This is a genomic window from Yoonia sp. 2307UL14-13 (assembly GCF_037572755.1).
Classification (GTDB): Bacteria; Pseudomonadota; Alphaproteobacteria; order Rhodobacterales; family Rhodobacteraceae; genus Yoonia.
In genome coordinates this window covers 222,398-236,159 of record NZ_JBBIFZ010000003.1, presented here as the reverse complement: position 1 = coordinate 236,159, position 13,762 = coordinate 222,398, and the positions used below count along the sequence as shown (strand labels likewise).

Here is a 13,762-nt window from a genome sequence, read left to right as displayed (position 1 = left end):
GACAGCGGCCCAAAATCGCGCGTCCGGGGAGGATCACATGAGCGACAAGACCGTGCGCCTGACGACGGCGCAGGCCATCATTCGATATCTCACCAACCAGTTTATCCTGATCGACGGGCAGGAATGGCGGGTGTGCGGCGGTGGTTTCGGGATTTTCGGCCATGGCAACGTGACCTGCCTGGGCGAGGCGCTGTATCCGGCACGGGCCGAGCTGCCGCTATACCGTGGTCAGAATGAACAAAGCATGGGTTTCGCCGCTGCGGGTTATGCGAAGCAATGGCTGCGGCAGCGCTTCATGTTCTGCACCGCCTCTGCCGGGCCGGGCACGACCAACCTTCTGACAGCCTCGGCCCTCGCCCATGCGAACAGATTGCCGATGCTGATGCTATGTGGCGACACGTTCATCACCCGGCTGCCAGACCCGGTGCTGCAACAGTTGGAGCATTTCGGCGATCCGACATTCGGCGTGAACGATGCCTTCAAGGCCGTCACCAGCTACTGGGATCGGATCACGCATCCGGCGCAGATCATTCAATCGCTGCCGACCGCCTTGGCGACAATGCTGGACCCGGCAGATTGCGGACCTGCCTTTATCGGCCTGCCGCAAGACGTGCAGGGGTGGACCTATGATTACCCGGTCGAAATGTTCGAGAAGAAAGTGCACCGCATCCGGCGCGTTACGCCCGACGCGGATGAGGTCTCGGCTGCAGCGGCAGCCCTGAAATCCGCCAAGCGTCCGATGATCATTGCGGGCGGTGGGGTGCAGTATTCTCGCGCTGTCGCTGAACTCACCAACTTCGCCGAACAGCGCCAAATCCCCGTCGTCGAAACCATCGCAGGCCGGGCCAACATGGTCGCAACCCACGACCTGAATATCGGCCCCATCGGCGTGACTGGCTCGGACAGCGCCAATGCCATTGCAGAACAGGCTGATGTGATCCTATCAGTCGGCTGCCGCCTGCAAGACTTCACCACGGGGTCATGGACCGCCTTCGCCAAGGATGCCCAGATCATCGGCCTGAATGCCGGGCGGCATGACGCGGGCAAGCATCGATCTTTGCCGGTCGTCGGTGACGCCAAGCTGGGGTTGAATGCGCTGGCCTCCGAGATGGGCGACTATCGCGCGCCGTCCGATTGGACGGCCAAGGCACAGGCAGAGCGGGCCAAGTGGGACGCCTACGTTGCCGACAACGTCGCACACGGCAACCGCCCTAATTCCTACGCGCAGGCCATTGGCGTTGTGAATGACCTATGCGACAAACGCGATCGGGTGGTCGCCGCCGCCGGGGGTCTACCGGCAGAGGTCACGGCAAATTGGCGAACCCTTGATGCCAGCACCGTGGATGTCGAATTCGGCTTTTCCTGCATGGGGTACGAAATCGCAGGTGCATGGGGCGCGCGCATCGCCCAGTCTGAGCGGGAACCGGATCAGGACACGATCAGCTTTTGCGGGGATGGGTCCTATCTGATGCTGAATTCGGACATCTACTCCTCTGTCCTGACAACGAAAAAGCTGATCATCCTCGTCCTCGACAACGGCGGTTTCGCCGTCATCAACAAGCTGCAGAACAACACCGGCAATGAAAGCTACAACAACCTGATCGCCGATACACCTACGGCAACGCATCAATTCACCGTCGATTTCGAAGCGCATGCCGCCGCGATGGGGGCCACCGCGGAAACCGTCGCCAACCCTTCAGAACTGGGTGAGGCCTTCAAACGTGCCAAGGCGGCGGACAAAACCTATGTCATCGTGATGAAGGTCGATGCCTATGAAGGCTGGACAACCGAGGGTCACGCCTGGTGGGAGGTCGGCACGCCGCATATCACCGACAGCGACAAAGTGCGCGCGGCCCATGTTGATCAGGAAAGCACCCGGCCCAAACAACGGCGTGGGGTGTAAGCGATGCTGACACTAGCCGCCGAAAACGCCAATCCCGAAATCATCTGTCATGAGATGATGTCCGGCGGCGGTGCCGTGAAACTGACGGGCCTGTTCAGCCCCGATCAGATCGCCACAGCCCGCGATATCATCATGACGGAAAGCGATGCCGCCGCTGAAAAGGTCACGCATTTCCAAGGCACTGCCGTGGAAGAGGGGCGCGCCAACCTGCAGCGCCGCGTCTGGAACCTGCTCGCCAAAGGGGCCGTCTTTTCCAAGATGGCGGCGCATCCCGTCATCATGGGGATCATGCGACAATGGCTGGGGTCTGAATTCATCATGGGCTCAATCGCTGCCAACCGCCTTCTACCCGGCGGGCCGGGGCAGGAACCGCATATCGATTATCCCTATTGGGATTTCCACGCGGCGGATACACATCCAATGGGGCTGAATGCCAGTTTTCCGATGAACGCGCAGGTCACGATTGTGCTGGATCCTTTCACCGAGGAATCCGGCGCAACGGCCTATATGCCCGGTACCCAAAAGGAACTGCGCTACCCCGATGAGGCCGAGCAAAAGGCGTTCTACGATGGCTGTGCACGCATGCTGGCCGATCCGGGTGATACTGTCGTTTTCTTCGGGGCCGCATGGCATTGCGCGATGCCCAATAAATCAGATCACGACCGGAACGCGGTGCTGATCAACTATCTGCCGAAATGGGTGAAACCGCTTGAGGATATGCCGGGTGCCATGCCCCCCGATTTCATCGATGCGGCAAGCGACGACATCAAACAGTTGTTGGGTCTGAACTATCCGTACCCCGAGGTGCTGGATCAGGCCGCGGCCGTCAACGCAGCGGGCCGCAAATGACCAACGTTTTTGCAGGCATCGCGCAGAACAATTTTCTGGTGATCGGGCGGGCGGGCATCGATTTTTTCACTGACGCCGGCGTCGCGGCTGAGGATGCCGAACGTGTGTCCGTCGGGCTTGGCGGGTCGTCCGCCAATATTGCGGCAGGCATCTGCAAGCTGGGCGGGCGCGCGGCATTGGTGACGCGAGTGTCGGATGATTCCGTGGGCAGTTATTGTATCGGTCAGTTGCGCCGATATGGCGTCGACACGGAATATGTCACGCCCATTGGCGGAGAATACCGCAATTCCTTGGCGTTCTACGAAAGCCGCGTCGAAGGCCATCGCAATGTCATTTACCGCAACGGCGCGGCGGATTTTCAGATGGATGAGGCGGATGTCGCTGCTGTGAACTATGCCAAATTCGGCGCACTGATCACTGCAGGCACGGTCTTCGCGGCAGAGCCTTCGCGCAGCGCGACTTTCAAGGCGTTCGAGTTGGCCAAGGCGGCGGGCCTACCGATCATCTTCGACGTGGATTACCGCCCCTATTCATGGCCTTCGCCACAGGTCGCCGAAGAGGTTCTATCGAAGGCGGCTGACATGTGTGACGTGATTGTCGGCAACGACGAAGAGTTCGGGTTCATGGCGGGCGGCATCGACAAGGGCCTTGATAAGGCCCGCGCACTGGCCAGCCAAGCCGCTGTTGTTGTTTACAAAATGGGTGAAAAAGGCGCGATCACATTCGCCGATGACACCGAAATCAGAACAGGTATCTACCCTGTCGATGCCCTGAAACCGACGGGGGCGGGCGACAGTTTCATGGCCGGTCTGATGACCTCGCTCGCCAATGGGTATGACCTCAAACAATCGCTTTTGCGCGGCTCTGCCTGCGCGTCGATTACTGTGTCCAAACCCGGCTGTGCGCCTGCCATGGCCAACATCGCCACACTCGACGATTTTCTGAAACACCACCCCGGACCGACATCCGCGTAGAAGGAGCCTGCGATGCATATTGCCCCTTATGACAACCAGAACAAACCGATCGTGGATGCGGATGACGCCACCGTGCCGCTGAACTATTTCAACATCGTTAAGCTGAAGGCCGGGCAGGCGTTCGACTATCAGGTGCCGGGATATGAGACCTGCATCGTTCCGGCGACAGGCATGGTGGATGTTGAGGTTGAAGGGTTCAAGGCGGATGACCTTGGCGGTCGGGGTGAAGACGTTTGGGATGGAGAGCCGGAAGGGGTTTACGTCCCCGTCGGCGCCAAGGCGACGATGGTCGCCAAGGACAGTTGCGAGGTCTTTGTCGCCGGTGCGAAATTCGATCAGGAGTTCGAACCCTTCGCCGTGCGGTCCGATGAGCTGGACCTTGTGCAATACGGATCGGACGACACAAAAACGCATCGTAAAATCAAACACATCCTTGGCCAAAAGCAGCATGGAAAGGTGGGGCGTTTACTGGTGTCGGAGCTGTTCACCGTCGGTCAGGGCGGCTGGTCGGGCTTTCCCAGCCACAAGCACGACACCGACCGCCTGCCGGATGAAACCCGGCATGATGAGACCTATAATTTCCGCTTCCGGCCCAATCATGGGTCAGGTGTGCAGATGCTGCAGCGCGAGGATGGGAAACCGGGCGATGCCTATCATATCGTTGATGGTTCGACGATTTGCCTGGATCGCGGGTATCACCCCTGCGCCGTGCTGCCGGGGTACGAGATGTATTATTTCACGATCCTTGGCGGCCTGTCGCAGCGGTCGCTGGTCCAGTATTTCCAACCCACGCATGCCTACCAGATCGAAACGATTCCCGGCATCAAGGACATGATCGCCAAATTCAAATGACCCTCGCCACGCTGTCAGATGTGCTGCAACCCGCGCTGAAGGGCGGGTATGCGGTGGCGGGTCTGGTGACGCTGGGGTGGGAAGATATGCGCGCCTTTGTCGCCGCAGCCGAGGCTGAGGAATGCCCGGTGATCCTGCAAGCAGGGCCAAGTTGCCGGGCGCATACGCCGTTGCCGGTGCTGGGCAAGATGCTTCGGCATCTGGCGGAAGGGGCAGCGGTGCCTGTCGTCGCGCATCTGGATCATGCGTATACGTTCGGGGAATGTCAGGCGGCGCTGGATGCCGGTTTCACCTCGCTGATGTTTGACGGTTCGCGCAAACCGCTGGCGCAGAACATTGATGAAACCGCGAAAATCGCCGAGATGGCGCATGGGGCCGGTATCTCTTGCGAAGGTGAGATTGGCTTTGTCGGTTATGCCGATGGTGAGCGTTCTGCAGGGACGGACCCTGCTGAGGCGGCGGCGTTCGCGACCCAGACCGGCGTTGATGCGATGGCCGTCTCAGTCGGCAATGTTCATCTGCAACAGGATCAGAGCGGCGGTCTGCATGAGGACCGGATTGCGGCGATTCAGGCGGTGACGGATGTTCCCCTTGTGATCCATGGTGGCTCTGGCGTGCCAGCGGCGCAGCGGCAGCGGCTGGCCCGGACGACCAACATCTGCAAATTCAACATCGGCACCGAATTGCGGATGGCGTTTGGTAAAGCATTACGCGATGCAGTCACGTCTGACCCGGCGCGTTTCGATCGGGTGCAGATCCTGCAGGATACACATGAACCAATGGTTAAGGCCGCGCGCAATGTGCTGCGCACGATGAGGGGATAGGGTTTTGCTGAGGATAGGATTACTGGGCTGCGGCCGGATTGGACAGGTACATGCAAAGGCGATCAATGGGCGGTCAGATGCCACCGTTGTCGCTGTGGCAGATGCGATCCCTGAGGCGGCTGCGGCGCTGGCCGAACAGACGGGCGGGCGTACCGCCGAAACGGATGCGATCATCGCTGATCCGGCCATCGATGCGGTCGTCATCGGCACGCCGACCACGACGCATTACGACCTGATTCATCAGACCGCGAAGGCGGGCAAGGCGATCTTCTGTGAGAAACCCGTCGATCTGTCCTCGGCCCGCATCCGCGATTGCATAGATGTGGTTGAACAGCACCAAGTGCCTTTTTTCGTTGCCTTCAACCGTCGTTTCGATCCGAACTTTGCCACCGTCGAAAGGCGGATCAGGGGTGGCGATATCGGGCAGGTCGAGCTGATCACCATCCTGTCCCGCGACCCTTCGCCGCCGCCGATTGGGTATGTGAAAACGTCGGGTGGGTTGTTTCGGGATATGATGATCCATGACTTTGACATGGCCCGGTTTTTGCTGGGGGAAGAGCCAGTGCGGGTCTTTGCGACCGGTTCGGTCATGGTCGATCCGGCGATCGGGGATGCGGGGGATGTGGATACGGCGGCTGTCATCCTGACGACGAAAAGCGGCGCGATTTGCCAGATTTCGAATTCGCGCAGGGCCACGTACGGCTATGATCAGCGGGTTGAGGTGCATGGGTCAAAGGGGATGTTACTCGCTGATAACATGTTGGAAAATAACGTAGAATTTGCAGGAAATGCAGGATTTCAGACGGCACCGACGATGAATTTTTTCCTTGAGCGATATGAACGCGCCTATGCGCTGGAGATGGCGCATTTCGTTGAGGCGGTGACGACGGGCACGCCGCCAAGTCCGGGGATTGAAGATGGCTACAGGGCCCAGCTGATCGCGGATGCGGCGGCGAAGAGCCTTGCCGCTGGACGGCCGGTGGAGATTGGTTAACGGCGGCGGGAATGGCCGAAATCGGTGTCAGAAAATCATCGGAATTTTATCGGAATTCCATCGGACCCCTGCGCACGGTGGGTTGGTTAACGCAACGGGCGGTGAGGGTGTTTTAACCGTCAGATAATCTCGTCCTCGTCAAACATGGGATCGTCGGTCAGTTGGGCTGAGTGATCATCCAGCGCGTCTTCTGCCTTTTTGAACGACCCAATCCGGCCAAGATGGAAAACCGCATCCCCTTCGTTGACGACGGGCATGACGGCGCGTCCGACGATGATGCCGTCGAAAGGGGCTGCGACCTCGACCTCGTCTTCGCCGAACGGGTCAGAGACCGTGCCCAGAACCTCGCCTTTGCGGACGGCGTCGCCGCCGGATCGGAAGCTGCGGAACAGGCCACCAATCGGGGCGCGCAGCCATTTGCTGGAGGAACAGAATTGCGGCGGCGACTTCGCGGCGGCAATGCCGCGACCTGCCACCATGTCGAGTGAATGCAGAACCCTAAGGATTCCGGCCAGGCCCGCCCGCACCGAGACTTCGTCAAACCGCAGCCCTTCACCGGCTTCGTAGAGGAGGACCCGTTTTCCAAGATCAGCCGCCGCCTGACGCAACGATCCTTCGCGGATGGGCGATTGCATCATGATGGGCGCACCAAAGGTTTCGGCCAAGCGTCGCGTTTCCGGGTCGTCGGGTGACACCCGGGTTTGCGGATAGTTCTCGCGGTGTATGGCCGCAGAGTGCAGGTCGATCCCGATATCTGCGCGCGCCACGATTTCGGTCAGGAACATGTTGGCCAGACGCGCGGCCAATGAACCGCCTTCGCTGCCCGGGAAAGAGCGGTTGAGATCGCGCCGATCGGGCAGATAGCGTGATTTGTTGATGAACCCGAAGGAATTCACGATCGGAACGACAATCAGCGTGCCCTTCATCTTGTTCAGCGCATGCGATTTCAGAAGACGGCGGATAATCTCGATCCCGATGACTTCGTCGCCATGAATGCCAGCGCTGACAAAGACCGTCGGCCCGGTGACTTTACCATGGATCACATGCGCGGACATGGTTACCGGCGTATGGTCGGACAGGATGCTGACCGGGATATCGATCGTCTGCCGCTTGCCGGGCGGAACGACCTGTTCACCGATGGCAAAGCCCGTGCGATCCAGCATCAGCCCTTGCCCTTGGTCCGTGTCGACCCTTTCTCAGCGTTCTTTTCGATGAATTCGATCATCTTGCCCGCGATATCGAGACCTGTTGCCTTTTCGACGCCTTCGAGCCCGGGGGAGGAATTGACCTCCATCACGACCGCACCGTGATTGGCGCGCAGCATGTCGACGCCGCAGGCATTGAGGCCCATGGATTTGGCGGCACGCACGGCGGTGGCGCGTTCTTCGGGCGACAATTTAATCACCTTCGCCGAGCCGCCGCGGTGCAGGTTCGACCGAAATTCGCCCTCGGCCCCGCTGCGTTTCATCGCGGCGATGACCTTGCCACCGACGACGATGGCACGGATATCGGTGCCGCCGGCCTCTTTGATGAATTCCTGGATCAGGATGTTGGTGCCGGTGGCGCGAAATGCCTCGACCACGGATTTGGCAGATCGGTCGGTATCGGCGAGCACCACGCCAAGGCCCTGCGTGCCCTCGAGCAGCTTGATGACCAGCGGCGCGTTGCCTGCCAACTGCAGCACCTCTTCCGTCTGTTTCGGATCATGCGCAAATGTCGTCACCGGTAGCCCAACCCCATCGCGCGCCAAGAGCTGCATCGAGCGTAGTTTGTCCCGCGACCGTCCGATCGCCACGCTTTCGTTCAGGGGATAGACACCCATCATTTCAAACTGGCGCAGCACGGCAGTGCCGTAAAACGTGACCGAGGCACCGATGCGCGGGATCACCGCGTCGAACCCTTCCAGTTTTTCGCCATTATAGTAGATTTCCGGCCGTCGCGAGGCGATGTTCATGTAACAGCGCAGCGTATTGATCACCCTGATCTCGTGCCCGCGTTCTTCGGCTGCTTCGACAAGGCGCTTGTGGGAATAAAGATTGGCATTCCGGGCCATCAGGGCGATTTTCATGGTGCTTCCTTTTGTGAAACTTTCGGGCGTTGGTTCGACGTCAGATGCCGCTTACCCGGATCGACGACGATCTTGTGGCCGCGCAATGCGGTGCGCCCGACGATCATCCGAAACTGCATTTCGGTCCGTTCGGTCAGGGACAGATCGATCTGCCACTGCCGCGCAGCGATACGGAACCGCGTTCGGATGATGATCCGGCTTTCGGGCACCCCGCTGGTATTTGTGATGTCTCGGCGATCATGGATCGGGGTTTCGACATCCTTGTCATGCGTATCGTCGTCAAAGCGTGAATGGAAGCGCACCCACGGAATGCCGTCCCGTTCGAATTCGACGATATCGGTCGCATGAAGCGCGGATGTGCGTGCGCCAGTATCGATCTTGGCCATCAGGTTCGTCAGGCCCAAAAGTGGCAAATCGACCCGTTCCTGCCAGCCGATCACGAGCATAGTGGATGTCCCCCGTGGTGTGTCTACCACGACTATGCGCATTATGTCGGGGGGTCTTCAACGCATTCTTGGGTTAAGCCGAAGCGGGCCAAAACCGCGTCCGCCACTGGCATGTGTTCCAAAATACAATAACCTGTCAGGCGGGCACTTGGCACATGTCATGCGCCGAATACGAAAGGAATTGCCGTGAAACGCCTGCTCAGTTTTCTCATATCCTGGCTGCTGGCATGGCCTGTCGGCGCCACGGCGCAGGAAGTCGAGGTGTTAACTGACATAACGCAGCAGCGAATTGAGAACTTTGAACGGCGGATGAAAGACTGGGGTACCTATTACGAGGAAATGGCAGGTGCCGGGAATCTCTGGCTGGAAGGTGATGAAGAGGTCATCGGTGGCGGTCTGCTGGTTTATGGGGGTGATTGGGCAGTTTTCGATCGGCGCATGTGCAGCGGCGCGTATGGTGTCAGCCACGAAAGCGGAGAGATCTGGCCGATCGAACTGGTAAATCCGACAAAGTACGACACGACATGCCTTGAGCCCGCGATCATGTCCGATGTGAGTACCCTGACGCTCATGCGTCGTTACCAGTGGTTCAGCAGCCTTTTCATAAATTGGTCACATGTGCTGACGCCAAGCCCCCTTGGTATCGAGGGTTGGGAGACGCCCGGCGATATCGATGCCGATTATGAAAAAGAAATCGCCGCGCTAAGCGACGACCCCTATCTGGCGCTGTACTGGTTGATGCATTTCGGCTTTACCATGGATGTCCGGTACGATGACGTGAAGAAGATCATCGCGCAAAATCAGCTGTCGGGTCGCTTTGAATTCATTGATGATGCAATGGCGTTTTTCGATCATCAAACGATCGACACGAATGTTCCGATCGAGAATTCCTATGATCCGCCGGAAGAGTTCACCGATATCTTTCTTAAGCGCCGTGCTTATCTGGTTTGGTTGACCCGCAGCTATGATTATGCGGCCGGCGCCGATGGTGTCGCGGCATGGTGGCATTCGATCGCGATTTATCCGCATGCGGAGCCGTATATGATTAGGCGGATGCGGTGGCTGGGAAATAACCTCGAAAAGTTCGATCAGTGGTCGGTGTTTTCGGGTATTCTTGACGATTACGACAAACCGGGTGAAGTGAGTCTGCTGTCATACGTTCAGGCGCAAAACCCCACACTTGGCGATGGGGACCGTCAACGTCATGCCAACCGATTCATCGCCGAGCTGGTGAATGGCGAGCAGATTTGGAAAGACCCGACCGATCGTCTGTTCGGGCAGGCGATGATATATGCATTGCGTGACCAGATCACCGACAGAGCATTGTTTCAGGAAGTGACCGATATCTATTTCGCGGACGACACAATCGGCGAGAAATTTCAGGATATCAATGCGATTTTGAATGGTCCCGAGGCCAATGCCGGTTTAGACGCCGTGCGCGAGGTCGTTGAGCGATTGGCGGAGGCGATCAAAGATTACGATCGCTGGGAAGCGACGGATGATGAACGTGCGGCGCTGTTTGAAACCATCGATGATGCGTTATCGGATGCGCGGGATGTGTCGCCTGATCTGTTGTTTAACGTCGTGGCCAATCTGAATCAGCAGGTCCTGCAGGAACGCGCCCTGTATTTTCTTTACACGCAGGACATTCCGGGCAAAGCGGATACGCTGACTGCCTTGTTCGCCCGTCTGGAACCAAGCCCGCACGATATCCCGGACATCTTCGCCGATCGATTTCCTGATATGTTCGACGGCCCGGATGATCCGAATGTGGAATGGGCGCGCCAGATGATTTTGCACCCCGACAGGACCTTCAGAAACACATATGCCGCCGAGAGCAGTCGTGAGGCGGCCATGATGTTTTTCCTGAAATCCGTCCATTGGGATGAGAATTTCGCGTTCTTCATCGACGTTTTGCGTGATGACCAGTTCAACGATGTCGAGGACCTGAAATACGATATCTTCGCGACCCTCATGTCACGGGAATACGATACGGAAATCAATCCGACGGACCAGATGAGCCGGGTGCAGCTTGAGACCCTATTCGAGACGGTGACCGATCTGGTACGCCGCCCGGAATTGTATCAGTACGGGTTCATCGATGAAGCGATCAGGACGTTTTCCATCGAAAACCCGAAAGCCAAGGATTGGTTAGAGCGCCATTACAACAACAGGAAATGGCTAAATACCTTTCCGGCGCGTGTTCCTGGTCACTTTGGAGATGTCCGCGAGGACGTGACCTGGAGCATCGAGTTTGGTTTGGAGTATATCGCAGAGCGTGAGAAAAAGTAGGGTTACAAGTAGATGATCATTTGCCGCGATCGCCCAAAAACCGACCAAAAAGGCCGCGTTTCTTAAACCGCTCGGAAGGCATGCCTCCACAGTAACCTACAAGCTCCGTCAGGGAATACATTCGGCAAGGAAATTCACTTTGCTCGATAGCGATGTCGAGTCGATTGTCTTCGACCCGGTGGCCCGCATAGAACCAGCAGCGCTCGGTCAGCGCGAAGTCGGACATGAACATTGCCAGCGTATCTTTAGCGACCCCGCCCGCCTTTTCGAGACGCTTCAGGCGCCGTTCGATTTCTTTCCCGGAGAGACCTTCAAGCTCGAAACCCAGGCCGGGAGGCTGTTTATCGACCTCGAACTGCTGGGTGAACCATTTCGGTAAGTGTATTCGCAAAAGCTCGTCAATTTTTGCGATTTGCGCTTCGTCCGGAAATCTATTTTCCGTGAGAGGAATTAGGTCAACGGCTTTGTTAATCTCATACATAACCTCGAGAAACCGTGCCACAAGAAGGGAAACATCACCGCTGGAGGGTGAAAATGAAACGATGTCTGCCGCGGCGGACGGCTCTATCCAACCCTCGCGGAGCCTCTCGTTTTCACGATCAAGAAAGGTACGCTGATGTCTGTCGAACGACATTACTCTAAGCGCCCTGTGCCCTGAACGATAAGCCTTCACAGCGCTTCGACTTGTGCAGGACGTAACCCGAATTGCAGCGCGGCCCGCGTTCGATCAACCCGCAAAGGCAGGTTCATCGCGGCGGCGATTTGAGATGGCGTTCCCTGCCGCCTAATCAATGCCAGTGCTTCTTCGGTGATAGCGGTTCTATCCAATTCACGTAAGAAACTGCGCGGAATTTCAAAGCTGACAAGACGGCTGTCCGCAAAGCGCACATCGCCTTGGCGGCGCGCAAGATAAGAGAGGGCCCGGTCCCGCATACCACCGTTGAGGAACAGTATTCCATTACGGCCACACGCCCGTCAGCGGTCACACGAAAAAACGCATTGCCGCCGCCTTCTACCCGATAAACCCGGATCGTCCGGCGGAAAGGCAAAAGGGCCAGTTGGCGCTGGGCCAACATTTGCAGACGCCTGAGCTGATTTCGACCAAAGCGAAGTGCACCAGGTACACCGCTGCGAAAAAGGCGCCGCGCAATCGAACTTGCACCACGAACCAGTGACACACCACCGGTGGCCACCGCCATCGCCAACGCTGCGCGAAACTCAAAATCGGCAAGGGCTTCGAAAGACGCTTCTTCCCATGTGGCGTAGTCGATCAGGCCCATGTGGTACAAGGCGTTCCAAACACCTTGGGTAATAAGTTCGGGGTCCTTACTGCACAAGTAAGCAAAAAGCTGAACGGAGCCTGATCCGCCTTCGGTCCCATAAAAGTCGGGTCGACCTTCGGCGTATTCGATGGCTTGCGCCGCAACCAAGCGGGAGTTATGCGCCTTGTTTCGAATAGTTTCGACAATAACCGACCGTGTCTCTGCAATCCCAAAATCGAGAAAATAACGAGACAGATCGTCCGCGAAGAAGTTTTCGGGCAGCTCTCCCTCGAGATGCTGCTGCATCGCTGCCGCATTTGCAGAAGGCCGACCAGGATCGCGATAATCGTGAATACCAACCCTTGCTATTTCAGAGTTGTATCCTTCCATAATGATATCGGCTACGGCGTCCGCCCATGCCAAATCGTCTGTCTCAAGTTGAACAGCAAGCCGTTCAAGATAATCGGACCAGTCCAGTATTTCTTGGTAGCGGGGCGGACATGGGCCGCGACAGCGTTCGCAGTAGTCGTCTGGCCCAGCCTGACCGCCATCGGCGGCTTGATCCAAGGCGTCATCAAGCGCAGAACCAGATAGAATGGTTTCTTCGGTCATCCTTTTAAAACATCCATCCTGCGCCGTATTTCCTTGATTGCTGCTTTTCGAACGTCCGCTGTGGAACCAGCGTTTTGAACAATTCGCTGGAACTCGGCATGTGTCGGATCAGCCATGGCCGTCGGGCCAAGCATCTTGATGAGTGGCTGAAGCACTACTACACGGCTGTAACCATTCGCCGGCAGGTTCTCCGTATCATAATTCCACGGTTCCTTTCCAAGAAAGGCAAGATTAGTGATGAGGGTCTCATCTTCTTGCTGAAGTGCGGCTATCATTTCTTCCAGGCGCGAGGCGATCCGGCCTGAAGGCCATAGGCTTTCCGAGACTTTTCCAACCTCAAAGCGAAGATATGCGATACGCGCTCCGGCGGCATCTCCCGGGTCGAAAAATCGACCAAAACCGGAAACCTGGGGTCCTCGTAAAACCGCCCACCAACTGCGAGTCCTATCACGCAAAGCTGCATCATATCAGAACGACGCTTTATTCCGCGTTGTGAGAAGTATCGCCAAGTTTGTTTGATCAACTCACGGACATCCGAGCTTGTCGTACCAAGAAACCCAATGTGGCCAGAATGACTTCCCTCTATGTAGCGCGCAAGATCTTCAAACCAGTTGTTTCGATATGCGTTTTCCATATCGAGCATCTGTTTTCGAGAAAACCGGACCACCAATTTCAACCTTTTTGGC

At 57.5% G+C, this 13,762-nt stretch carries 14 protein-coding genes; 7 read left to right on the top strand and 7 right to left on the bottom strand.

Going from position 1 to position 13,762, the window contains the following annotated elements; translation table 11 throughout:
* Positions 1–37 precede the first annotated feature (37 nt).
* The 6 genes from iolD to iolG are packed head-to-tail and all read left to right on the top strand — an operon-like array spanning position 38 to position 6,396.
* Positions 38–1,903, top strand: a complete 1,866-nt coding sequence (iolD, locus tag V8J85_RS10700) for a 3D-(3,5/4)-trihydroxycyclohexane-1,2-dione acylhydrolase (decyclizing) (protein ID WP_339953725.1) — start codon at positions 38–40, stop codon at positions 1,901–1,903.
* Positions 1,904–1,906: 3 nt separating this feature from the next.
* Positions 1,907–2,752, top strand: coding sequence for a phytanoyl-CoA dioxygenase family protein (locus V8J85_RS10695; RefSeq protein ID WP_339953724.1), 846 nt, complete (start codon positions 1,907–1,909; stop codon positions 2,750–2,752).
* The gene (gene iolC, locus V8J85_RS10690) at positions 2,749–3,726 is read left to right on the top strand and encodes a 5-dehydro-2-deoxygluconokinase (protein ID WP_339953723.1); all 978 of its coding nucleotides are present in this window, start codon (positions 2,749–2,751) and stop codon (positions 3,724–3,726) included. Before V8J85_RS10695 ends, iolC begins: the two co-directional genes overlap by 4 nt.
* Positions 3,727–3,738: 12 nt before the next feature.
* On the top strand, positions 3,739–4,578 hold the full coding sequence (locus V8J85_RS10685) for a 5-deoxy-glucuronate isomerase (RefSeq protein ID WP_339953722.1): 840 nt from the start codon (positions 3,739–3,741) through the stop codon (positions 4,576–4,578).
* On the top strand, positions 4,575–5,402 hold the full coding sequence (locus V8J85_RS10680) for a class II fructose-bisphosphate aldolase (RefSeq protein ID WP_339953721.1): 828 nt from the start codon (positions 4,575–4,577) through the stop codon (positions 5,400–5,402). Before V8J85_RS10685 ends, V8J85_RS10680 begins: the two co-directional genes overlap by 4 nt.
* Positions 5,403–5,406: 4 nt before the next feature.
* Positions 5,407–6,396 carry an inositol 2-dehydrogenase gene (iolG, locus tag V8J85_RS10675; protein ID WP_339953720.1) on the top strand — a complete coding sequence of 330 codons (990 nt, stop codon included), beginning with the start codon at positions 5,407–5,409 and terminating at the stop codon, positions 6,394–6,396.
* 119 nt (positions 6,397–6,515) lie between these two features.
* Here the strand turns inward: iolG and V8J85_RS10670 are convergent, their stop codons facing one another.
* Genes V8J85_RS10670 through V8J85_RS10660 form a run of 3 tightly spaced genes read right to left on the bottom strand, consistent with a single transcriptional unit; the run spans position 6,516 to position 8,910 of the window.
* Positions 6,516–7,559 carry a succinylglutamate desuccinylase/aspartoacylase family protein gene (locus V8J85_RS10670; RefSeq protein WP_339953719.1) on the bottom strand — a complete coding sequence of 348 codons (1,044 nt, stop codon included), beginning with the start codon at positions 7,557–7,559 and terminating at the stop codon, positions 6,516–6,518.
* A complete protein-coding gene (rimK, locus tag V8J85_RS10665; RefSeq protein ID WP_339953718.1) occupies positions 7,559–8,464 on the bottom strand; it encodes a 30S ribosomal protein S6--L-glutamate ligase in 906 nt (301 codons plus the stop codon). The genes V8J85_RS10670 and rimK overlap by 1 nt, the downstream gene beginning before the upstream one ends.
* On the bottom strand, positions 8,461–8,910 hold the full coding sequence (locus V8J85_RS10660; protein WP_339953717.1) for an ATP-dependent zinc protease family protein: 450 nt from the start codon (positions 8,908–8,910) through the stop codon (positions 8,461–8,463). The genes rimK and V8J85_RS10660 overlap by 4 nt, the downstream gene beginning before the upstream one ends.
* Positions 8,911–9,096: 186 nt before the next feature.
* Here V8J85_RS10660 and V8J85_RS10655 point away from each other — a divergent pair, with 186 nt between their 5' ends.
* The gene (locus V8J85_RS10655; RefSeq protein ID WP_339953716.1) at positions 9,097–11,202 is read left to right on the top strand and encodes a hypothetical protein; all 2,106 of its coding nucleotides are present in this window, start codon (positions 9,097–9,099) and stop codon (positions 11,200–11,202) included.
* Between the two features lie 16 nt (positions 11,203–11,218).
* On the opposite strand, the gene V8J85_RS10650 is transcribed toward V8J85_RS10655, so the two are convergent.
* The 4 genes from V8J85_RS10650 to V8J85_RS10635 form a co-directional block, all read right to left on the bottom strand.
* On the bottom strand, positions 11,219–11,836 hold the full coding sequence (locus tag V8J85_RS10650) for a hypothetical protein (RefSeq protein ID WP_339953715.1): 618 nt from the start codon (positions 11,834–11,836) through the stop codon (positions 11,219–11,221).
* A 154-nt stretch (positions 11,837–11,990) separates the two neighbouring features.
* Positions 11,991–13,076 carry a hypothetical protein gene (locus tag V8J85_RS10645; RefSeq protein ID WP_339953714.1) on the bottom strand — a complete coding sequence of 362 codons (1,086 nt, stop codon included), beginning with the start codon at positions 13,074–13,076 and terminating at the stop codon, positions 11,991–11,993.
* The gene (locus V8J85_RS10640) at positions 13,073–13,351 is read right to left on the bottom strand and encodes a hypothetical protein (RefSeq protein ID WP_339953713.1); all 279 of its coding nucleotides are present in this window, start codon (positions 13,349–13,351) and stop codon (positions 13,073–13,075) included. The genes V8J85_RS10645 and V8J85_RS10640 overlap by 4 nt, the downstream gene beginning before the upstream one ends.
* Complete coding sequence (locus tag V8J85_RS10635; RefSeq protein WP_339953712.1) at positions 13,348–13,719, bottom strand: hypothetical protein; 372 nt, start codon at positions 13,717–13,719, stop codon at positions 13,348–13,350. The genes V8J85_RS10640 and V8J85_RS10635 overlap by 4 nt, the downstream gene beginning before the upstream one ends.
* Positions 13,720–13,762 lie beyond the last annotated feature (43 nt).